This is a genomic window from Hydrogenophaga sp. GW101-3F08, assembly GCF_059424585.1.
The window spans coordinates 151,815-171,901 of the sequence record NZ_JBWKZP010000010.1; the positions used below are offsets into that span (position 1 = coordinate 151,815).

20 protein-coding genes are annotated in these 20,087 nt (G+C 67.9%); 11 read left to right on the forward strand and 9 right to left on the reverse strand.

The genetic code is table 11. The annotated features are described in order from the left end of the window. Positions 1-44 precede the first annotated feature (44 nt). The 7 genes from AC07YZ_RS21550 to AC07YZ_RS21580 all read left to right on the forward strand — a co-directional run bounded on the left by AC07YZ_RS21550 (position 45) and on the right by AC07YZ_RS21580 (position 7,278). Entirely contained in the window at positions 45-572 is a 528-nt protein-coding gene (locus AC07YZ_RS21550) for an NADH-quinone oxidoreductase subunit B family protein (protein WP_494796285.1), read from the forward strand. A gap of 4 nt (positions 573-576) precedes the next feature. After that, entirely contained in the window at positions 577-2,097 is a 1,521-nt protein-coding gene (locus AC07YZ_RS21555; protein WP_494796286.1) for a Ni/Fe hydrogenase subunit alpha, read from the forward strand. Then, positions 2,094-2,570: a hydrogenase maturation protease gene (locus tag AC07YZ_RS21560; RefSeq protein ID WP_494796287.1), complete on the forward strand. Its 477-nt coding sequence runs from the start codon at positions 2,094-2,096 to the stop codon at positions 2,568-2,570. The genes AC07YZ_RS21555 and AC07YZ_RS21560 overlap by 4 nt, the downstream gene beginning before the upstream one ends. Further along, positions 2,567-3,562, forward strand: coding sequence for an NADH-quinone oxidoreductase subunit B family protein (locus AC07YZ_RS21565; protein WP_494796288.1), 996 nt, complete (start codon positions 2,567-2,569; stop codon positions 3,560-3,562). Before AC07YZ_RS21560 ends, AC07YZ_RS21565 begins: the two co-directional genes overlap by 4 nt. Positions 3,563-3,569: 7 nt before the next feature. Further along, on the forward strand, positions 3,570-5,027 hold the full coding sequence (locus tag AC07YZ_RS21570) for a nickel-dependent hydrogenase large subunit (protein WP_494796289.1): 1,458 nt from the start codon (positions 3,570-3,572) through the stop codon (positions 5,025-5,027). A 1-nt stretch (position 5,028) separates the two neighbouring features. Beyond that, positions 5,029-6,372, forward strand: coding sequence for a sensor histidine kinase (locus AC07YZ_RS21575; RefSeq protein ID WP_494796290.1), 1,344 nt, complete (start codon positions 5,029-5,031; stop codon positions 6,370-6,372). A gap of 147 nt (positions 6,373-6,519) precedes the next feature. Further along, positions 6,520-7,278, forward strand: a complete 759-nt coding sequence (locus AC07YZ_RS21580; RefSeq protein ID WP_494796291.1) for a sulfite exporter TauE/SafE family protein — start codon at positions 6,520-6,522, stop codon at positions 7,276-7,278. 22 nt (positions 7,279-7,300) lie between these two features. On the opposite strand, the gene AC07YZ_RS21585 is transcribed toward AC07YZ_RS21580, so the two are convergent. Continuing rightward, a complete protein-coding gene (locus AC07YZ_RS21585) occupies positions 7,301-7,501 on the reverse strand; it encodes a hypothetical protein (protein ID WP_226490936.1) in 201 nt (66 codons plus the stop codon). Between the two features lie 12 nt (positions 7,502-7,513). Then, the gene (locus AC07YZ_RS21590; RefSeq protein ID WP_226490937.1) at positions 7,514-7,708 is read right to left on the reverse strand and encodes a hypothetical protein; all 195 of its coding nucleotides are present in this window, start codon (positions 7,706-7,708) and stop codon (positions 7,514-7,516) included. A gap of 222 nt (positions 7,709-7,930) precedes the next feature. On the opposite strand from AC07YZ_RS21590, the gene AC07YZ_RS21595 reads away from it, so the two are divergent. Both AC07YZ_RS21595 and AC07YZ_RS21600 read left to right on the forward strand, forming a co-directional pair. Next, on the forward strand, positions 7,931-8,611 hold the full coding sequence (locus AC07YZ_RS21595; protein WP_494796292.1) for a hypothetical protein: 681 nt from the start codon (positions 7,931-7,933) through the stop codon (positions 8,609-8,611). A 2-nt stretch (positions 8,612-8,613) separates the two neighbouring features. After that, positions 8,614-10,092, forward strand: a complete 1,479-nt coding sequence (locus AC07YZ_RS21600; protein WP_494796293.1) for an alpha/beta hydrolase family protein — start codon at positions 8,614-8,616, stop codon at positions 10,090-10,092. Between the two features lie 67 nt (positions 10,093-10,159). Here AC07YZ_RS21600 and AC07YZ_RS21605 read toward each other — a convergent pair whose 3' ends face one another. The 7 genes from AC07YZ_RS21605 to AC07YZ_RS21635 form a co-directional block, all read right to left on the reverse strand. Then, positions 10,160-11,785: a TrbL/VirB6 family protein gene (locus AC07YZ_RS21605; protein WP_494796294.1), complete on the reverse strand. Its 1,626-nt coding sequence runs from the start codon at positions 11,783-11,785 to the stop codon at positions 10,160-10,162. A 62-nt stretch (positions 11,786-11,847) separates the two neighbouring features. Beyond that, complete coding sequence (locus tag AC07YZ_RS21610; RefSeq protein ID WP_494796295.1) at positions 11,848-12,462, reverse strand: hypothetical protein; 615 nt, start codon at positions 12,460-12,462, stop codon at positions 11,848-11,850. 11 nt (positions 12,463-12,473) lie between these two features. Further along, positions 12,474-12,857 carry a hypothetical protein gene (locus AC07YZ_RS21615; protein ID WP_494796296.1) on the reverse strand — a complete coding sequence of 128 codons (384 nt, stop codon included), beginning with the start codon at positions 12,855-12,857 and terminating at the stop codon, positions 12,474-12,476. A gap of 463 nt (positions 12,858-13,320) precedes the next feature. Next, complete coding sequence (gene mrdA, locus AC07YZ_RS21620; RefSeq protein ID WP_494796297.1) at positions 13,321-15,297, reverse strand: penicillin-binding protein 2; 1,977 nt, start codon at positions 15,295-15,297, stop codon at positions 13,321-13,323. A gap of 157 nt (positions 15,298-15,454) precedes the next feature. Next, on the reverse strand, positions 15,455-15,985 hold the full coding sequence (gene mreD / locus AC07YZ_RS21625; protein WP_226490944.1) for a rod shape-determining protein MreD: 531 nt from the start codon (positions 15,983-15,985) through the stop codon (positions 15,455-15,457). Further along, positions 15,982-16,932 (reverse strand): rod shape-determining protein MreC, encoded by a 951-nt coding sequence (gene mreC, locus AC07YZ_RS21630; protein ID WP_494796298.1) that lies wholly within the window; start codon positions 16,930-16,932, stop codon positions 15,982-15,984. The genes mreD and mreC overlap by 4 nt, the downstream gene beginning before the upstream one ends. A 52-nt stretch (positions 16,933-16,984) precedes the next feature. Further along, complete coding sequence (locus AC07YZ_RS21635; RefSeq protein ID WP_068169816.1) at positions 16,985-18,028, reverse strand: rod shape-determining protein; 1,044 nt, start codon at positions 18,026-18,028, stop codon at positions 16,985-16,987. A 265-nt stretch (positions 18,029-18,293) separates the two neighbouring features. Here AC07YZ_RS21635 and gatC point away from each other — a divergent pair, with 265 nt between their 5' ends. Both gatC and gatA read left to right on the forward strand, forming a co-directional pair. Beyond that, positions 18,294-18,593 (forward strand): Asp-tRNA(Asn)/Glu-tRNA(Gln) amidotransferase subunit GatC, encoded by a 300-nt coding sequence (gene gatC, locus AC07YZ_RS21640; protein WP_226490946.1) that lies wholly within the window; start codon positions 18,294-18,296, stop codon positions 18,591-18,593. Beyond that, a complete protein-coding gene (gene gatA / locus AC07YZ_RS21645) occupies positions 18,590-20,086 on the forward strand; it encodes an Asp-tRNA(Asn)/Glu-tRNA(Gln) amidotransferase subunit GatA (RefSeq protein ID WP_494796299.1) in 1,497 nt (498 codons plus the stop codon). Before gatC ends, gatA begins: the two co-directional genes overlap by 4 nt. Position 20,087: the final 1 nt, after the last annotated feature.

Below are 20,087 nucleotides of genomic sequence, written 5' to 3' on the forward strand. Positions count from 1 at the left end.
CGAAGGCGCTCAGTCCCGCAGTGCGCAGCACGGAGGGTTGTTCAGTGAGCACCGCGAACCCCGCCCCCGCCAAGCTGCGCGTGGCCACCGTCTCGCTGGCCGGCTGTTTCGGCTGCCACATGTCGTTCCTCGACATCGACGAGCGCCTGTTCGAGCTCATCGAACACATTCAGTTCGACCGCTCGCCGCTGACCGACATCAAGACCGTGGGGCCGTGCGACATCGGCCTGATCGAAGGCGGGCTCTGCAACGCCGAGAACGTCGAGGTGCTGCGCGCCTTCCGCGCCAACTGCCGCGTGCTGGTGGCGGTGGGCGCCTGCGCCATCACGGGCGGCCTGCCGGCGCTGCGCAACCACCTCGACGTCGGGGACATGCTGCAGGCCGTGTACGGAACCGTGCCCGACGACCCCGAACTCCCGCTGCCGCTCAACAAGGTGCACCCCATCCACGAAGTGGTGCGCATCGACCACTCGCTGCCCGGCTGCCCGCCGTCGGCCGATGCCTTCTGGCATCTGCTGCAGGACCTCATCGCCGGGCGCGAACCCGCGCACGGCCTGATCCGCTACGACTGAGACCATGACCACCCCTTCTCTCGAAACCGCCGCCGACCCGCAGGGCCTGCGCCGCATCGTGATCGACCCGGTCTCGCGCGTGGAAGGCCATGGCAAGGTCACGCTGCTGCTGGGCGACGACAACCGCATCCAGCAGGTGCGCCTGCACATCGTCGAGTTCCGCGGCTTCGAGCGGTTCATCGTCGGCCGGCCCTACTGGGAGGTGCCGGTGATGGTGCAGCGCCTGTGCGGCATCTGCCCGGTCTCGCACCACCTGGCCGCCACCAAGGCGCTGGACCGCGTGGTCGGCGGCTGGCCCGTGCCCGAGGCCGCCGACAAGATTCGCCGGCTCATGCACCACGGCCAGATCGTGCAGAGCCACGCGCTGCATTTCTTCCACCTGTCGTCGCCCGACCTGCTGTTCGGCTTCGACGCCGCCGTCGCGCAGCGCAACATCGTCGGCGTGGCGATGGCGCACCCTGAGGCCGCGCGCCAGGGCGTGATGCTGCGCAAGTTCGGCCAGGAGGTGATCCGCATCACGGCGGGCAAGCGGGTGCACGGCACGGGCTCGGTGCCCGGCGGCACGAACCGCGCGGTGGACCCGACCGAGCGCGACACCCTGCGCGCGCAGCTGCCCCAGGTGCTGGCCTGGGCCGAGGCGGCGGTGGATCTGGCTGAGCGCCTGCACACCGGCTTGCCAGAGCACCTGGTCGGCTTCGCCGACACCCCAGCGGCCATGATGTCGCTGGTCGGTCCCGGTGGCGCGCTGGAGTTCTACGACGGCACGCTGCGTGTGCGCGAGGCCGACGGCCGCGTGGCGGTGGATTGCTTCGAGGACCAGCGTTACCGCGAGCTGATCGGCGAGGGCGTCAAGCCCTGGACCTACATGAAGTTTCCCTACCGCCTGGCCCTGGGGCCCGACGCCGGCTGGTACCGCGTCGGCCCGCTGGCGCGGCTGCAGAACTGCGACTTCATCCCCACGCCGCGCGCCGAAGCGCGGCGCCAGGCCTTTGTGGCGGCGCACGGCGGCCGGCCGGTGCACGCGGTGCTGGCCACCCACTGGGCGCGCATGATTGAGCTGCTGCACGGCGTGGAAGTGGTGGCCGATCTGCTGGACGACCCGGCCATCCTCGGTGGACCGCTGCTGGCCACCGGTGAGCACCAGCGCGGCGGCGTGGGCATCATCGAGGCGCCGCGCGGCACGCTGATCCACGAGTACGAAGTGGGCGACGACGACCTCGTCACGCGCTGCAACCTGATCGTCTCGACCACCCACAACAACCAGGCCATGAACGAGGCGGTGCGCTCGGTGGCGCTGCGGTACCTCGACGGTCAGACCATCACCGAACCCCTGCTCAACCACATCGAGGTCGCCATCCGCGCCTACGACCCCTGCCTGTCCTGCGCCACCCACGCGCTGGGCCAGATGCCGCTGGCGGTGACGCTGCGCAACGCCCGCGGCGAGGTGCTCGACCACGTGCACCGCTCGTCCCGCGGCGACACCGTGCGCGGCACCCGGCCGCATTCGGCGGAGGCGGCGCAATGAGTTCCCAGGTGGCGCCGCTGCTGGTGTTCGGCTGGGGCAACCCTAGCCGGGGCGACGACGCGCTGGGCCCGTTGCTGGTCGAACAGCTGGCCGGGCTGGGGCAGATGTCGTCGGGCCGGCTCGAATGCCTGACCGACTTCCAGCTGCAGGTCGAACACGCGCTCGATCTCGTCGGCCGCGAACGGGTGCTGTTCGTGGACGCCGCCATCGGCCTGCAGACCCCGTTCGCAGTGAGTACCGTGAGGCCCGCACCGAATGCTGGCTTCACCACCCACGCACTCCCGCCCGAGGCGCTGCTGCAGGTTTACCGCGACCTCGAACGTGCCGAGCTGCCGCCTTGCACGCTGCTCGCCATCCGCGCCCAGCGCTTCGAGCTCGGCGAGGCGCCAGGCGAACAGGCGCTGGCCGATCTGGCCCTGGCCCTGGCCTGGGCAACCGAGTGGGCACAGCTGCCCGAGGAGATCCCCGCATGAACGTGCTCTGGCTTCAAAGCGGCGGCTGCGGCGGTTGCAGCATGTCGCTGCTGTGCGCCGATACCACCGATTTCCAGGGCCACCTGCGCGACGGTGGCGTGCACCTGCTGTGGCACCCCTCGCTGTCGATGGCGAGCGGTGAAGAGGTGATCGCGCTGCTGCACTCGGTGCTGGACGGTGGCACCCGGCTCGACGCACTGTGCGTCGAGGGCTCGCTGCTGCGCGGCCCCCACGGCACGGGGCGTTTCCACATGCTCGCGGGCACCGGCCTGCCCATGATCCATTGGGTGCGCGAACTCGCGGCGAAGGCGCACCACGTGCTGGCCGTGGGCAGTTGCGCGGCCTGGGGCGGCATCACCGCGGGCGGCGACAACCCCACCGACGCCTGTGGCCTGCAGTACGAGGACGACCGCCTCGGGGGCCTGCTCGGCGCGGACTTTCGCTCAACCAGCGGCCTGCCAGTGATCAACATTGCGGGCTGCCCGACACACCCGAGCTGGGTGATCGACACCATCATGGCGCTGGCCGCCGACGGCTTCGCGGCCGACGACCTCGACCCGCTGAACCGCCCGCGTTTCTACGCCGACCAGCTGGTGCACCACGGCTGCACGCGCAACGAGTACTACGAGTTCAAGGCTAGCGCCGAGAAGCCGTCCGACCTCGGCTGCATGATGGAACACATGGGCTGCAAGGGCACGCAGGTGCACGCCGACTGCAACACCCGCCTGTGGAACGGCGAGGGCAGCTGCACGCGCGGCGGCTACGCCTGCATCGCCTGCACCGAACCGGGTTTCCAGGAGCCCGGCCACCCGTTCCACGAAACGCCCAAACTCGCCGGCATCCCCATCGGCCTGCCGACCGACATGCCCAAGGCCTGGTTTGTGGCATTGGCATCACTCTCCAAGAGCGCCACGCCCAAGCGGGTGAAGAACAATGCGGTGGCGGACCATCTCGTTGTGAAGCCCGCCGTACGGAAGACACGTTTGAAATGAGCCGTTCATGAGCCGCTTGCTGGTCGGACCCTTCAACCGCGTCGAAGGCGATCTTGAAGTCTCGCTCGACATCGCCGACGGCCGCGTGACCTCGGCCCAGGTCAACGCGACCATGTACCGCGGTTTCGAGCAGATCCTGCAGGGCAAGGCGCCGCACGACGCGCTGGTCTATGTGCCGCGCATCTGCGGCATCTGCTCGGTGTCGCAGTCGGTGGCCTCGGCGCGTGCGCTGGCCGATCTGGGCGGTATCAGCATGCCGGCCAACGGACAGCACGCGACCAACTTGATCCTGGCGACCGAAAACCTGGCCGACCACCTGACGCACTTCTATTTGTTCTTCATGCCGGACTTCGCCCGCCCGGTCTACGCCGCCCACCCCTGGCACGCCGAAGCGGTGCGCCGCTTCGCGCCCGACCATGGTGAACAGGTGCGCGCGGCCACCGCGGCGCGCCAGCGCTGGCTCACGCTGCTGGGCACGCTGGGCGGCAAGTGGCCGCACACGCAATCGGTCGAACCGGGGGGCTCCACCCGCGCCATTGATGCGGCCGAGCGCGTGCGCCTGCTGGCCAAGGTGCGCGAGTTCCGCGGCTTCCTGGAGCGCCAGCTGTTCGCGGCGCCGCTCGAAACGGTGGCCGCGCTGGAGACCGAGGCCGCGCTCTGGGACTGGCACGCGCAAGACCCGCTGGGCGGCGACCTGCGCTTCTTCCTCACGCTCGTGCGCGACCTGCAGCTCGACACGCTGGGCCCTGGCCCGGGCCGCTACCTGAGCTACGGCGCCTACGCCCAGCCCGGGGGTGGCTGGGCCTTGCCCGGCGGTGTGTGGCGCACGCAGACCGGCGAGGTCGAAGTGCTGAACCCGCGCGTCATCACCGAAGACGCCACCCACACCTGGCTGGCCCACGCGCGCGAGCCGCTGCACCCGCTGCACGGCATCACCCGCCCCGAACCCGACAAGCCCGGCGCCTACACCTGGAACAAGGCGCCGCGGCTGGGTGGCGAAGTGGTCGAGACCGGCGCCATCGCGCGCCAGCTCACCAGCGGCATGCTCTTGGTGCGCGACGCGGTGGCGCGCCACGGTGGCACGGTTTACACGCGCGTGCTGGCGCGGCTGATCGAGCTCGCGCGTGTGGTTCCGCTGATGGAAGACTGGCTGCAGGCGATCCGGCCGACCGAGGCCTTCTGCGTGCCGACGGCGCTGCCCGACGAGGGCAACGGTGTGGGCCTGAGCGAGGCCGCGCGCGGCAGCCTGGGCCACTGGCTGGTGGTGCGGCGCGGGCGCATCGCCAACTACCAGATCGTCGCGCCCACGAGCTGGAATTTCTCCCCGCGCGACGCCGCCGGCATCCCCGGTGCGTTGGAGCAGGCGCTGGTGGATGCGCCGGTGCGCGACGGCGAACAGACACCGGTCGCGGTGCAGCACATCGTGCGCTCCTTCGACCCCTGCATGGTCTGCACGGTGCACTGACATGAGCAAGCCCCGTTCTCCCAGTCCTTTGCCCACCGTCCCCATGGAAGGCGTGGACGAGTCCACCTGGCTGGACGTGATCCAGAAGATGGACGAGGTCTATACCCGGTTGATCGACGACGAGGTGGAGCTGGAGAAGAAGAACACCGAGCTGGAACAGTCACAGCAGTTCATCTTCAGCGTGCTCACCTCCATGTCGGACGTGCTGGTGGTGTGCGACGAGGGCGGTCTGATCGAGCAGGCCAACGCCGCGCTGTGTGAGCTGGTGGGCCGCTCCGAGGAGCAGTTGCGCGGCACGCGGCTCTACGAGCTGCTGGCCGATGACGCCAGCGTGGGCGCGGCGCGCGCGGCGATGGAGAAAGCCGACGCGCCGCGCGCGGGCGAGGCGATCGAGCTCAACCTGCTCGATCAGCAGGGCCAGGCGATCTCGGTGGACGCGAACTGCACGCCGCGCATCGGCGGCAACGGCCGGCGCGTGGGCACCGTGTGGGTGGGCCGGCCCACGGCCGAGCTCAAGCGCGCGTACCACGAGATGCGCGCCGCGCACGAGGCCCTGAAGCGCACCCAGCAGCAGCTGCTGCATTCGGAAAAAATGGCCTCGCTCGGCCAGCTGGTGGCCGGCGTGGCGCACGAGCTCAACAACCCGATCAGCTTCGTGCTCGGCAACGTGCACGCGCTGCGCAAGTACTGCGACCGTCTGCAGACTTACATGGCCGCGCTGCACGCGCACGAGCCCGAGCCGGTGCTGCAGGCGCTGCGGCAGAAGCTGCGCATCGAACACCTGATGAGCGACTTGCCCTCGCTGATCGAAGGCACGCTCGAGGGCGCGCAGCGCACCGCCGACATCGTGCACGGCCTCAAGCGTTTTTCGGCGATGGACTCGGAAGAACGTGTGCCGGTGAACCTGGTCGAGGTGATCGAGCGCGCCATCCACTGGGTGCAGAAGGGCCGGCCGACGCCGGTGGACGTGCGCTGGCAGGCGGGCGCGCCCTGTACCGTGATGGGCAGCGCGGGCCAGTTGCAGCAGGTGATGATGAACCTGCTGCAGAACGCGTTCGACGCCGTGAGCGCCCCCGGGGTGGTGTCGCCCTGCGTCTGGGTGAGCCTGGTCGGTGGCGCGGACCCGGTGCGGGTGAGCGTGCGCGACAACGGACCGGGCATTCCGCCCGAACACTTGCTGCGCATCTTCGATCCCTTCTTCACCACCAAACCGGTCGGCAAGGGCACGGGCCTGGGCCTGTCCATCAGCTACGGCATCGTCGAGCAACACGGCGGGCGACTGAGCGCGCGCAACGCCGAGGGCGGTGGGGCCGAGTTCGTGCTGGAGCTGCCCCAGGCGCAGTGACGCTGAACGCCGTACGGCAGCAGCCAACCCTTCACCGGAGCACGTGTCCGAACCCAGCACACGCCGAAGATCCGGCTCCGCCGGTCCAAGGGCGTGGTCCCCCTGGGGGGAAGCCGCGCAGCGGCGCAGGGGGGTGACAATCCTTGCATGGAATTGCTGCTCGTTTCTATTGCTTCGCTGTTCGCCGGTTTTGTTGACTCGATCGTCGGCGGCGGTGGCCTGATCCTCGTCCCGGCGCTGTTCGCGGTGTTTCCCAACACCCATCCGGCCACGCTGTTCGGCGTCAACAAAGGCGCGTCGATCTGGGGCACGGGGGTGGCCACGGTCCAGTACGCGCAGCGGGTGCAGATGCCCTGGCGCGCGCTGTGGCCCGCCGCGCTGGTGTGTTTCGCGGGCTCCATGCTGGGCGCCTGGACCGTCACGGTGATCTCGCCCGACTTCCTGCGCCGGGCGCTGCCGCTGGTGCTGCTGGGTGTGCTGGCCTACACCCTGGCGCGCAAGGACCTGGGCCGCCACCACACGCCGCACTTCACCGGCCGCCAGGAGGCTTTTGCCGCGGCCACGCTGGGCGCGACCATCGGTTTCTACGATGGCTTCTTCGGCCCCGGCACCGGCAGCTTTTTCGTGTTCCTGTTCGTGCGCTGGCTGGGCTACGACTTCCTGCACGCCAGCGCCAGCGCCAAGCTGCTCAACACCACTTCCAACCTGGCGGCCCTGATCCTGTTCGCGGCCAAGGGCCACGTCTGGTGGCATTTCGCGCTGGTGATGGCCGTGGCCAACGTGGTCGGCAGCCTGCTCGGCACGCGGCTGGCGCTCAAGCACGGCAGCGGTTTCGTGCGCGCGGCCTTCATCGTGGTGGTCACCGCGCTGATCCTGAAGACCGGCTACGACGCCTGGATGAGGTAGGCCGCGCGAAGCGGTGGGGGCTTCAGACCTGCTGGCAGAGCATGTGGGGCTGCTCCCAGCCCGAACCGTAGCGCGGCCAGTCGACCAGCACGCCTTCATCGGTCTGGGCCATGACGCGGCCGTCCAGGCGGTCGATGCTGCCTTTGTTGAAGCGGTTGACGCGGGCTCCGGTGGTAAACCGGGGCGTTTTGGTGTCGAACAGGGATTTGAGGAAGTTCAGCATGGCATTTCTCGCTCAGTAAGCACCAGAACTGTTGTGCCCACAGTGGGCTTGGTCCCAACGGCGCTGCATGTCTTCCAGCTGGGTGAGGCTGGTTGCCGTGCTGAGGTAAGTCTCCAACTCGTCGGACGTGCCGGCGGTGGCGCGGTTGAAAAAGTCGCGGATGGTGCGGGTCACGCGGGACCACAGGGATTCGGTGTTGGTGTTCATGATGCTTCTTTCTGTATTGGACTAGGGTTTACCCTAATCATAAAGATCTTCACCATGAAAGCCAATGTCATAAGTCATGCTAATTGAGCATCGGGTGCCACTCCCCAAGGCATGAAAGGGGACGAGGGCTGCGTGGCCACCGGCGTCGTTTTAAGCAGGCCTTCCCGGGTGCCGTTCCTGAACACAGGTAGACTGAGTTCAAAAGTTCTCAAAGGAGGCCCCTTGTTGTTCAAACACCGACTGCCACTCGCCCTGTGCCTGAGCCTGACGCTGTGGGCCACGGGCTGCCAACCCCAACCCACCACGGAGCCAACGATGACACCGGCTGTCCCAGCGAGTCCCGGCGCAGGCAAGAACGACAAGTCCGCGCAACAACACCTCTACCGCCTCAACCCCACGCCCAAACAGGGCTACGAGATCGTGCTGACCATCCAGGACGCGCCGGGGCCGTTCAAGAAGATGGGCTGGAGCGCGCTGTACCAGGCCAAGGGCTGCAATTACGTCGTCAACGACTTCGCCGGTGTGCGGGGGGAGCCGGAACACACGGTGGTCCTGCCCTTCACCGAGCGGCCCGACGGCAGCTATGCCGCCACGGTCTACCTCGACGCCATGCTCGACGAGGACTACTACGGCAATGGGGTGTGCCAGTGGCAGATGGTCGGGGTGGGGGCGGGGGTCATGGCAACGGGAACTCTTGCCGAGTCCTCATTCAGAGCCAGTTTGCAACCGGATCAGGTTGTGGCTGAGCAACCGGTGCAGTTGTTTTACTGGAAGGGCTACTACCCTCGAAGCAAGACCGATGGATTCAGGACGTGGGGCAACAACACGCGGGAGAAGTTTGCATTGGAGGCCCGCGATAACCTCTTCTCCATGACGCTGACGCCTAAAAAGGTGCAGCCATGAGCATGAGCAGTCAAGACTATGCCGATCTTGCGAAAGATGCATACAACAGCCGCAAGGTGAGCGACCGCGATGACCCCGTGCCCATCGGGCGACATCAATATAAAGTCCTCGAGCACCACGACAACCCGCGCACCGGCTATCAGGGCAGCATCTACCAACGGGTGGACACCAACGAAATCATCGTCGCCCACCGGGGCACCGAGTTCGACCGCGAAGCCCTGAAAGACGGACTGCTGGCCGACGGCGGCATGGTGCTCAACCGCTCCAATTTGCAGGCTTCCGATGCAATCGCGCTGACCCGTAAAGCGCTGCAGCTTGCGCAAGAAAAAGCAGTCGGAGGAGGTGGCTCCGCGCCCCCCGTCACCGTCACCGGCCACTCCCTGGGCGGCACGCTGGCCCAGGTGACAGCCCACCACTTCGACCTGCGCGGAGAGACCTTCAACGCCTACGGCGCCACCAGCCTGGGCCTGCGCATCCCGGCCGGGGGCCACTCGGTCACCAACCACGTCATGGCCGGCGATCTGGTCAGCGCCGCCAGCGCCCACTACGGCCAGGTCAAGGTTCACGCCACGCCCCAGGAGATCCAGACCCTGGACGCCCATGGCTACGACAACAAGACCCACTGGAGCGACCCCCTGCGTGGCCGCGGTCCCATCCAGTTGGCCACCGGATTCACCCCGCCCACCACCACGGCCGCCGCCATTGCCATGGCCGACAGCCACAAGATGCACCACTTCGCCAGCGTGGATGCCCAAGGCCGGCCCGACCGCTCTGTGCTGGAAGACCCGGCCACCGTGCAGCGCGCGCAGGACAACGCCACGCGCATCGGCGAGTACCGGCGCGATGTGCAGGGCATGCGCGGCGTCATCACCGCCGTCGGTCGAGGGCCCGTGGGCAACGCCCTGGATGCCGTGGACGCCCTGCGTGGCCCACTGCCTCCCGGTGAGCCCGCCCGGCGCGAGCGCGAAACCGATGCGCCGTCGGCCCAGCCATCGCCCTCTGTGACCCGCCCCCGGGCTGCGGGCCCGGTGGACCAGGGTCCGGCGTTGGAAGGCCAAGCCGCGGCCGGTGTCCCCGAGCAGCGGACCCTGGCCGCCGGGCCGGAGCTCTCACGGGTTTCCCAGGCCCTGCTGAGCGACAGTCAGCGCGAAGTGCGCCGGTTGGCCACCACCCACCACCTGCCCTGGGACCGGGGCCTGGATAACACCGTGTGCTCGCTGGCCTGCTGCGCGCGGGAAAACGGCCTGAGCGGCATCAACCTGCTGCGGGTGAACAACGGCCAGATCCGGTTTGGCCAGCACGAGCACGGCCTGCTCAAGGACGGCGTGCTCGACGCCCGGCAAGCGGCCAACACGCCGGCCACCGAATCGCTGTCGCGGCTGGCCGTGCTGGACCAGCAGGCCAGCCTGGAGCCCCGCAACGGGATGCAAGCGGGTTGGGCGCAGACGCCTGTTCACGAACCGCAGTTGCGCGCGATGTGAGCCTGCCCAAACGCGGGCAAGGGCCTGAGGGGCCCTTGCATCGTGTGGGGCCGCAGGAGGCGCTGCGTCAGGGTCGGCGCACCGTCCCCACGTTCGGCGCGTGGCGGATGTTCGGTCGCTGCGGCGACGCCTGATTCGCGTTCCGGGCCAGGGTCGCTGGCGTGGCATGCACGGGCGTCGTGGATGCTGGACCGCTGGCCGTTGACGGATGGCCCACAGGGGCTGCCGCAGTCGCCGTGGACCCCGCCGGTGCCTGGGCCGGGGCCCTCGCACCACCGGCTCCTCCGTGCACGCCCAGATGCCCGCCGCTGCCGAGCGCCGGATCGCGGATCACCGCATCTTCAATGCTGTCCGCCGACGAAACCCGGCTGGACTCGCTCCGGCCGCCGGATGCGCCGCCGCGGAATTCGTTCGTGCTTTGCCGTTGATGCAGCCCCGCCAGCGTCGTGTGGTCCGAGGGCTGGTTCGCCAGACCCCGCAAGCCCTGGCCCAACATCGCCCCCGAACGGGCACCACCGCCGGCCTCGGCGTCGGGCCCCGCCAGGCTTCTGGAGCGCGCAAGCAGTTCCTGGTTGTTGAGGGCGGCAAAGTTGCCCTGGCCCGCGGTCTCGTTGTGGTCGCCACGGCTTCCTGGGGTGCCATTCCCCAGGGCCGGTTGCCCGCCCGGCATGCCACCGAGCGCGCCCATCAGCCCCGCGCCTTGTGAGGTCTGCGCCGCCATGGCGCTGCCGCCGCCCATGGCACCCGCCATCGCGCCGGCCGCGAACGACGCCCCCGAGTTGAAGAACTGCATGATCAGCGGCGGGATCAGCATCACCAGCATGCTGGACAACACGCCCATGGCGCTCATGCGCAAGGCGCTGTTCGCCATATCGATCGACCCCGCGTCACCCAGGGCGCCGTTGATGTAGAAGGCCGCCAGCACCGACCCGCCGTAGAACATCGTCATCTTCAGCAGCACGCCCGAGAGCAGGGCCAGCACCGCCAGCGACACCATCGTGCCCAGCAGGAACTTCGCCCACGACCAGAACATGCTGGCCGTCTGCTGAAACAGCAGGAAGAAGATGAACAGCGGCGACAGCATCACGGCCAGCGTGATCGAGATCTCCGCCATCATCGCCAGCACCGAGACCAGCATGGCCGGCCCGCTCTGGCCGATCATCCCGGACAAGGAGGTCAGCACATTGCCATTCGCCCCCACCTGCTGGCCGCCCACCAGGCTGTTCACCAGCACGTTGAACACCTGCGCCAGGGCCAGGTTGAAGTCGATGATCTGGTAGACGTCGTTCCCTTCGCCCACGATGGCCGCCGTGATCAACCCCTGGATATCGAGCACGGTGTCGGCGATCACGGGCGATTTGGTGGCCAACAGGGTCACCAGCGACAGGATGAACACCATCTTGCCCGTCTTGAACGCCAGTGCCAGGACGGGCTGGCGATTCGTGCCGGAAATCAGCGTGAACCCCTGGACCATCACCCAGACCGTCATGATGGCCGTTGACAGATACGCCAGGGCCGTTCCCAGCCGGGACGCGACCAGCTCGCGGTAGGTGCCGATCAACATGTCGTCGATCAGGTACTCGCGGATGCTGCACATGAACACCGCGTCGTCGATCATCTTGACGTACTTGGGGTCCAGCAGGCCCAGCGCCGCCAGCAAAAAACCCGGAACAGCGGCATCGCCACAAGTCATGGAATCACCTCACCTGATGTTGTTGTGTATGAGAATCTGGTGGAAGCGGCCGGGCCGTACCCTCACCAGCTTTTGGGGGGCTTGACGAAGGGGACCGCGCCGAAACTGACCGCGGCATTGGGCGGGCGGGTATCGGTGGCCCGACGCGCCTCGGCCATCTGCATCTCGTACATCTTCTCGCGCTGCTGGTAGCCGTCGCGCAGGGCCTCGAGCTGCATGGCGTCGTTCTGCATGTGGGCCTGCAGGCCCTGCAGTTCGAACTCGTAGCGCTGGAGACGACCCGCTTCGCTCTCTGCTTCCTTCGATGCGGAGATCAGGTTCTTGATCTCGGTGCGCCGTGCGTCGATCTTGACGAGGATGGCCTCGGTCTGTTCCAGGGTCTTGAGGCGCAGGTTGCGCAGGCCCAGGCAGGCGTTGTGGTGGTTGGCGTTGAGCTTCGGGTCGCCGCAGTCGGCGACGGTGCCGATGTACTTGGTGGGGTCGGTGGGTGCCTTGGTCTCGAACTTTTCGCTCAGAATCGCCTGTTTGTCGAACTCGGAAAGCTTCTTGTCACCGATGGATGCGACCTTGTTGATTTTGATGAGCTCTTTCTTGACCGCATCGTCATAGACGGCCCACTGTGCCGATGCCGATGAAGTCACCACCAGCGCCAAAAGGGGCAGCAGAGTTTTCAACATGAGATTCCCCTTCAAACAAAGAGCCGCGTCTCTGAACTGGCGCGGTTGTCCCAATATGCGGAAGTGATGACGGCAACCGTGTCACCTTGCTGTACGTCAAAGCTAACGTCGAGCAACTCCGAGCCGGCTTGCCAGCGCAAGACACCGCCGCTGGAGTCGGTGTTTCCGCTATATGGCGCAAACCCCACCAACGCGATCACGTCTTCCTTCAGCATGCCCGGCTCCAGCTTGTCAAAGGCCTCGCGCAGGTTGCTCGAAGACCCCCCGTCGTCTCCGCCACTGCCTCCGCCACAAGCGCTCAGCGCCAGTGCCGCTGCGCCGGCGAGCGCCAGGCGCGCCCATTGCCGCCGGTGGATGGGATGGTGGTGGGGTGTCCGGGTGGTTGGGTGATCCATGGTGAGTCCTCCTGATGTTGTGTGGATGGGTGGTGTTGTTCGAAAGAGCAGGGTGCCGACGCGCGCCATCACCGGCGTGCGCATCTGGGTTTCTGGACGGGTATGGGCGGGGAGGGCGCCATGTGCTGAAGATCAGCGCCAAGGGGCGCTGTGGGGCGATCCGCGTCGCCCGCTGTCCGTGCGACGGGGCGGCCGCAGCCCCATGGGCCCGCAGCGTGCGCCACTGGGCCGAGCGCCCGCAGACACGCGCCCATGCTTGGTCGTTTCATCGTTTTCCTCCCTGCAACCCTGCATCGAAACCGTCGTGCAGCGGCTGTGCGACGTCATGGCGACGCCGGGCAGGATCGTATCCCAGCCGATGGTGAGATCGGCGAAGAGAATACTTTTTGTTGCTATTTTGAGCCGGAAGCGGGCACCGGGCCGCCACCCACACCCCGCTCGCCCGGGCCTGGCGAGAGGGCCGCTATGGGGCCGTGGCGGGTGACGCCAATGGCGCAGGCGGCCACGGCATCGCGCTGGCCTTGAGCGGCGTGCCGATGGGGGCGCTGGCCTCGCCGCGTTGCACCGCCGCCAGGTCCTGCGGGTTGGGGTACTGGTCGAGCAGCAGGTAGTCGAACACGCGCCGCGCGATGGGGGCGGCGTGGGCGGCGCCGAAACCGGCGTTTTCCACCACCGCGGCGATCGCCACGCGGGGGTTGTCGACCGGGGCGAAGGCGATGTAGAGCGCGTGGTCGCGCTGGTGTTCTTCGAGCTTGCGCGCGTCGTAGCGGTCTTTCTGCCCGATGGTCACGGCCTGGGCGGTGCCGGTCTTGCCGCCGCTGGCGTAGCCGGCGCCGGCGAACACGCGCGTGGAGGTGCCTTCGATGGTCACGCCCTGCATGGCGCGCAGCACGGTGCGCACGTTCTCGGGCTTGTAACCCAGGTTGACGGTCTCCTGGGCCGGCAGCAGGCTGCGCTCGCGCGTCAACACGTTTTCGATCGCCAGCGCCACGTGGGGCGTGTGCTTGGTGCCGCCGTTGGCCAGGGTGGCCATGGCGTGGGCGAGCTGCAGCATGGTGAAGTTGTTGTAGCCCTGGCCGATGCCCAGCGAGATGGTTTCGCCCGCGTACCAGCGCTGGTGTTCGGGCCGCTTGTAGGTGCTGCGTTTCCAGGCCTGGCTGGGCAGCACGCCGCGCACTTCGCCGCGCAGGTCCAGCCCGGTGATCTGGCCAAAGCCGAGCGGCTCCATGAAGTCGTGCATGGCGTCCACACCCATCTCGTTGGCCAGCGAGTAGTAGTAGACGTTGCTGGACTTCACGATGCTGCGGTACATGTCCACCGCGCCCAGGCCGCCGTCGCCGTGGCTGCGGAAGCGGTGGTTGCCGAACATCCAGTAGCCCGGGTCGTTGATCACGGTTTCGGCGCTGCGCTTGCCGGTTTCCAGCGCGGCCAGCGCCATGAAGGGCTTGTAGGTCGAGCCCGGCGGGTAGGTGCCGCGCAGCGCGCGGTTGAGCAGGGGTTTTTCCAGCGACTCGTTGAGCAGCTTCCAGTTGTCGGTGTCGATGCCTTCGACGAACAGGTTGGGGTCGAAAGTGGGTTTGCTCACGAAGGCGAGCACCTCGCCATTGCGCGGATCGATCGCCACCAGCGCGCCCCGGCGCTCGCCGAACATGTCCTCGACCAGTTTCTGCAGCTGGATGTCGATCGACAGCACCAGGGTGTTGCCCGGGGTGGCGGGGATGTTGGCCAGTGAGCGCACGGCGCGCCCCCCCGCCGAGGTTTCCACGCGCTCGAAGCCCGTGACGCCGTGCAGCTCGCGCTCGTAGCTCTGCTCGGCGCCCAGCTTGCCGATGTGTTCGGTGCCGCGGTAGTTGGCCTGCTCGTCCTCGGGCCAGTCCTCGATGGACTCCTTTTCCCGCTGGTTGATGCGCCCGATGTAGCCGATCACGTGGCTGGCCACCTCGCCGTTCGGGTACTGGCGCAGCAGCCGCGCACGCACCTCCACGCCGGGGAAGCGGTAGCGCTGCACCGTGAAACGGGCCACCTCCTCGTCGCTCAGCCGGGTGCGGATGGGCAGCGAGTCGAACTGTCTCGACTCTTCCAGCAGCTTGCGAAAGCGCCGCTTGTCGCGCGGCTGGATTTCCACCAACCCGGACAAGGCCTCGATGGTGGCGTCCAGATCGTCCACCAGGGAAGGGGTGATCTCCAGGGTGTAGGCCGAGTAGTTGGTGGCCAGCACGCGGCCATGGCGGTCCAGGATCTGGCCCCGGTTGGGCACCACCGGCAGCACCGCCGTGCGGTTGCTCTCGGCCTGGGCCAGCAGATCGTCGTGGCGCGTCACCTGCAGGTAGACCATGCGCGCGGCCACCAGCCCGAAGGCGAACACCACCGCCAATCCCGCCACCAGCACCCGGGTGCGGAACTGCGCCAGGTCGGCCTCGACGTTGCGGATCTCGGTCATGCCGTTTGCCCGGCCCGGCCACGGGCGCAGGATGGACGGTCCGGCGCGGGATGTCTTGCCCTGGATGCGGTGGAACCGCCCTTCGACAGGCTCAGGACGGGCCACTCGCATCGCCCCCCCGCCAGGGGGGTGACGCCGAAGGCGGCGCGGGGGGTGTTCATAGAGGTCGGTTGTCGTCGGGGTTCGGCGCGCGCCGCTGCGGCGCGAGCAACAGCACGCTGGCCACGGGCCAGAGCGCGGCTTCGATGAACGGGGCCAGGAAAACCGGCCAGCCCGGAAACGTGCCACCCGAAGCCATGCGCACCAGCAGCACCAGCACTTGCGCACAAAGGAACAGCGGCAGCACCTGCACCGCCTGCGTCGGCACCCCGAACCACAGCAGGCGCCGGTGCATGAAGATGGCGAAATAGCCCATCACGGTGTAGGCCAGCGCGTGCTGGCCGAGCAGGGCGCCCTGGTGCACATCCATGGCCAGGCCAAAGGCAAACGCCACGCCCACTCCGATGCGCAGGGGCTGGTGCACGCTCCAGAACACCAGGGCCACGACCAGCAGATCGGGCGTCCAGGCCGCGCGCCCCCACAGGCCGATGTTCATCAGCATGTTGAGCATCAGGGCGCCGAGCAGGCTGAACCAGATGAAAGCCGGGTTGGCGGGCAGCAGCAACTGCTGACCAGGGCGCATGATCATGGCGCTGCGCTCCTGCCGCCGGGCGAGTCGAGCGGCCCGCCACGGCGCGGCCGGCCGGCCGGCTCCTGCGGAGGTGGCGCGGGAGGCAGCGTGTGCGCCAGCGGCGACAGCACCAGCACATGCAGCGTGCCTTGCGTGCGGGCCAGCGGCGTGCACACGACCCGGGCGAAGGACGACTCGGCGCGCTTTTCCACCCGCGCCACCCGCGCCACCGGCAGGCCCGGCGGGTACACCCCGTCCACGCCACTGGTGGTCAGCAGGTCGCCCGCCTCGATGTCGGCGCTGGCCAGGGTGTAGCGCAGCTCCAGGCCATCGCCGTCGGACGAGGGCTGGCCGAACGCCACGTCACGCACGCTGGTGCGCGTGTTGAGCACCGGGATGGCCTGGTCCCGGTCGGTCAGCAGCGTGACCTCGGACAGCAGCGGGTAGACGCGCGTGACCTGGCCCAGCACGCCGCTTTCGTCGATCACCGGCGAGCCGGCCTCGATGCCATGGGTCTGGCCACGGTCGATCACGACCTTGCGCGAGTACGGGTCGGCCGCGTCGTACAGCACCTGGGCGCCGATGGCCTGCGCGCTGAGGCGTTCGCGCATGGCCAGCAGCTCGCGCAGGCGCTGGTTTTCCAGCTGGAGCTGCTCCAGCTGCAACGCGTTGCCGGCCTGGGCCGCCAGCCGCTGGAGTGCTTCGCTTTCGTTTTGTTGCGCCCGGTGCAGGGACGTGAGATACCCCCCGGCCGTGCCCACCGCCTGCACCGGTTGCAGCACCAGCCACTGCACCGGGTAGAGGGCGGTCGCCATGGCCGCGCGCACCGGCGCCGCGAGCCGGAAGCGCACGTCGGCCACCATCAGGAACAGCGCGACCGCGCTGAACACCATGAGCTTGGACATGGCCGACGGCCCCTGCTTGAAAAAGGGGGGCGGTGTGCGGTCCAGGGTGCCCAGTGGCATGTCGGGGAAGGCTCGCGGGTGGGGTGGTCAGGCCGGAAGCCGGCGCGGGGGCTTATTCGCTGGTGAAGATGGTGCCCAGGCGCTCCATGCGCTCCAGGGCCATGCCGCAGCCGCGCACCACGCAGGTCAGCGGCTCTTCGGCCACCAGCACCGGCAGGCCGGTTTCTTCGGCCAGCAGGCGGTCCAGGTCGCGCAGCAGCGCGCCGCCGCCAGTGAGCATCATGCCGCGCTCGGCGATGTCGGCGCCCAGCTCGGGCGGCGTGTGTTCCAGCGCCATCTTGACGGCCGAAACGATGTTGTTCAGCGGGTCGGTCAGGGCTTCGAGGATCTCGTTGCTGGAAATGGTGAAGCTGCGCGGCACGCCCTCGGAGAGGTTGCGGCCTTTGACTTCCATTTCCTTGACTTCGGAGCCGGGGAAGGCCGAGCCGATGTTCTTCTTGATCGCTTCGGCGGTGGGCTCGCCGATCAGCATGCCGTAGTTGCGGCGGATGTAGGCAATGATGGCGTCGTCGAAACGGTCACCGCCCACGCGCACGCTGCCCTTGTAGACCATACCGCCCAGGCTGATGACGCCGACTTCGGTCGTGCCGCCGCCGATGTCCACCACCATGGAGCCCGAAGCATCGGACACCGGCAGGCCGGCACCGATGGCCGCGGCCATGGGTTCTTCGATCAGGTAGACCTCAGAAGCGCCCGCGCCCAGGGCCGACTCGCGGATGGCGCGGCGCTCGACCTGGGTCGAGCCGCAGGGCACACAGATGATGATGCGCGGGCTTGGCTTGAACATCGAGCGCGGGTGCACCATCTTGATGAACTGCTTGAGCATCTGCTCGGTGACGGTGAAGTCGGCGATCACGCCGTCCTTCATCGGGCGGATGGCCTCGATATTGCCGGGCACCTTGCCCAGCATGGCCTTGGCTTCGTGGCCGACCGCCTGGATGGTTTTTTTGCCCTGGGGCCCGCCTTCGTGGCGGATCGAAACCACCGACGGCTCGTCGAGCACGATGCCTTTGCCACGGACATAAATCAGGGTGTTGGCGGTGCCGAGGTCAATGGCGAGGTCGGTCGAAAACTGCCGACGAAAGGCTTCAAACATGGTGCAAAAATCCTGTGGGGCATGGCAGCAGCTTCGTGCGGCCATCGCCTGGTGTCTAAACGGGGAGGTCGGGTGTTAAGTCTTTGATTCAGCGACAAAAACCGTTTCGGAGCAGGAATTGCCGTTAAACCTTGGATAATACCGCATCCCCTGTGCATAACTGCGCGCATCCAGGGGGCAAATCTTCACTTTACACCCCGTTTCGGCGCCCTTTGGGCACGGTTGAGCGGGCTTCTTTTTTCTTTCACCGGAACCGAGTCCAGCCATGTCCCTGACCCTGTCCGACATCGGGCGCATCGCCAACCTGGCGCGCCTGGAGCTGTCCGACCCGCAGAGCGAGCGCATGCTCAGCCAGCTCAACGGCTTTTTCGACATCGTCGAACAGATGAACGCGGTCGACACCACCGGCGTGGAGCCGTTGGCCCATCCCACGGCTGTGATCGACCACGTGAGCCTGCGCCTGCGCCCCGACGTGGCCAGCGAACCCAACAACCGCGAAGCCAACCAGAAGAGCGCACCCGCCGTCGAGCGCGGTCTGTTCCTCGTGCCCAAGGTGATCGAATGAGCCAGCCCGATATCCATCAGATGGGCATGGCCGAACTGGCCGACGCTATTCGCCACAAGAAGACCTCCAGCGTCGAAGCCGCCCAGCACCTGCTGGCGCGTGCACAGCAGCACGCCGGCCTGGGCGCCTACCTCGCCTTCAACGAAGACCTGACGCTCGCGCAGGCCAGTGCCGCCGACGCCCGCGTGGCCGCTGGCGAACGCGGCCCGCTGCTGGGCGTGCCGCTGGCGCACAAGGACATCTTCGTCACCCAGGGCTTTCCCACCACCGCCGGCTCCAGGATGCTGGCCGGTTACCAGAGCCCGTTCGACGCCACCGTGGTCGCCAACCTGGCCACCGCCGGTGCCGTGACCCTGGGCAAGCTCAACTGCGACGAGTTCGCCATGGGTTCGGGCAACGACAACTCGGCCTACGCGCCGGTGCACAACCCCTGGGACACGGCCCGCGTGCCCGGTGGCTCCTCCGGCGGCTCGGCCGCCGCCGTGGCTGCGCGCCTGGTGCCCGCCGCCACCGGCACCGACACCGGCGGCTCGATCCGCCAGCCCGCCAGTTTCACCGGCATCACCGGCATCAAGCCCACCTACGGCCGCTGCTCGCGCTACGGCATGGTGGCCTTCGCCTCCAGCCTCGACCAGGCCGGCCCGATGGCGCGCAGCGCCGCCGACTGCGCCACGCTGCTGACGGCCATGGCCGGCCCCGACATCGACCGCGACTCCACCAGCCTGGACCACCCGGCCGAGGACTACACGCGCCTGCTGGGGGCGCCGCGAGAGGGCGCTTCGGCTGCGATGCCGCTCAAGGGTTTGCGCATCGGCCTGCCCAAGGAGTTCTTTGGCGAAGGCTGCGCGCCCGACGTGCTGGCCGCCGTGCGCGCCGCGTTGGCCGAGTATGAAAAGCTGGGTGCCACGCTGGTGGACATTTCGCTACCGCGCACCGAGCTCTCCATCCCTGTCTACTACATCATTGCGCCGGCCGAGGCCAGTTCCAACCTCAGCCGATTCGACGGCGTGAAGTTCGGGCACCGCGCCGCACAGTACGGCGACCTGACCGACATGTACAAGAAGTCGCGCAGCGAAGGCTTCGGGCCCGAGGTGCAGCGCCGCATCATGATCGGCACCTACGTGCTGAGCCACGGCTACTACGACGCCTACTACCTGAAGGCGCAGCAGATCCGCCGCCTGATCGCGCAGGACTTCCAGCAGGCCTTCACCCAGTGCGACGTGATCGCCGGCCCCGTGGCACCCACCGTGGCCTGGAAGATCGGCGAGAAGAGCGACGACCCGGTCGCCAACTACCTGGCCGACATCTACACCCTGTCCACCTCGCTGGCCGGCCTGCCCGGCATGAGCGTGCCGGCCGGCTTCGGCGCGGCCAACCTGCCGGTGGGGCTGCAACTGGTGGGCAACTATTTCAAGGAAGGCGAGTTGCTGCAAGCCGCCGATGCATTCCAGCGCGCGACGGACTGGCACACCAAGACGCCGGAGGGCTTCTGAA

Excerpts from the sequence above, each read along its gene's own strand:
- AC07YZ_RS21555 (WP_494796286.1), top strand. The coding sequence starts at position 577 with ATGACCACCCCTTCTCTCGAAACCGCCGCCGACCCGCAGGGCCTGCGC.
- AC07YZ_RS21560 (WP_494796287.1), top strand. The coding sequence starts at position 2,094 with ATGAGTTCCCAGGTGGCGCCGCTGCTGGTGTTCGGCTGGGGCAACCCT.
- AC07YZ_RS21565 (WP_494796288.1), top strand. The coding sequence starts at position 2,567 with ATGAACGTGCTCTGGCTTCAAAGCGGCGGCTGCGGCGGTTGCAGCATG.
- AC07YZ_RS21570 (WP_494796289.1), top strand. The coding sequence starts at position 3,570 with ATGAGCCGCTTGCTGGTCGGACCCTTCAACCGCGTCGAAGGCGATCTT.
- AC07YZ_RS21575 (WP_494796290.1), top strand. The coding sequence starts at position 5,029 with ATGAGCAAGCCCCGTTCTCCCAGTCCTTTGCCCACCGTCCCCATGGAA.
- AC07YZ_RS21580 (WP_494796291.1), top strand. The coding sequence starts at position 6,520 with ATGGAATTGCTGCTCGTTTCTATTGCTTCGCTGTTCGCCGGTTTTGTT.
- AC07YZ_RS21585 (WP_226490936.1), bottom strand. The coding sequence starts at position 7,501 with ATGCTGAACTTCCTCAAATCCCTGTTCGACACCAAAACGCCCCGGTTT.
- AC07YZ_RS21590 (WP_226490937.1), bottom strand. The coding sequence starts at position 7,708 with ATGAACACCAACACCGAATCCCTGTGGTCCCGCGTGACCCGCACCATC.
- AC07YZ_RS21600 (WP_494796293.1), top strand. The coding sequence starts at position 8,614 with ATGAGCAGTCAAGACTATGCCGATCTTGCGAAAGATGCATACAACAGC.
- AC07YZ_RS21605 (WP_494796294.1), bottom strand. The coding sequence starts at position 11,785 with ATGACTTGTGGCGATGCCGCTGTTCCGGGTTTTTTGCTGGCGGCGCTG.
- AC07YZ_RS21610 (WP_494796295.1), bottom strand. The coding sequence starts at position 12,462 with ATGTTGAAAACTCTGCTGCCCCTTTTGGCGCTGGTGGTGACTTCATCG.
- AC07YZ_RS21615 (WP_494796296.1), bottom strand. The coding sequence starts at position 12,857 with ATGGATCACCCAACCACCCGGACACCCCACCACCATCCCATCCACCGG.
- mrdA (WP_494796297.1), bottom strand. The coding sequence starts at position 15,297 with ATGACCGAGATCCGCAACGTCGAGGCCGACCTGGCGCAGTTCCGCACC.
- mreD (WP_226490944.1), bottom strand. The coding sequence starts at position 15,985 with ATGATCATGCGCCCTGGTCAGCAGTTGCTGCTGCCCGCCAACCCGGCT.
- mreC (WP_494796298.1), bottom strand. The coding sequence starts at position 16,932 with ATGCCACTGGGCACCCTGGACCGCACACCGCCCCCCTTTTTCAAGCAG.
- AC07YZ_RS21635 (WP_068169816.1), bottom strand. The coding sequence starts at position 18,028 with ATGTTTGAAGCCTTTCGTCGGCAGTTTTCGACCGACCTCGCCATTGAC.
- gatC (WP_226490946.1), top strand. The coding sequence starts at position 18,294 with ATGTCCCTGACCCTGTCCGACATCGGGCGCATCGCCAACCTGGCGCGC.
- gatA (WP_494796299.1), top strand. The coding sequence starts at position 18,590 with ATGAGCCAGCCCGATATCCATCAGATGGGCATGGCCGAACTGGCCGAC.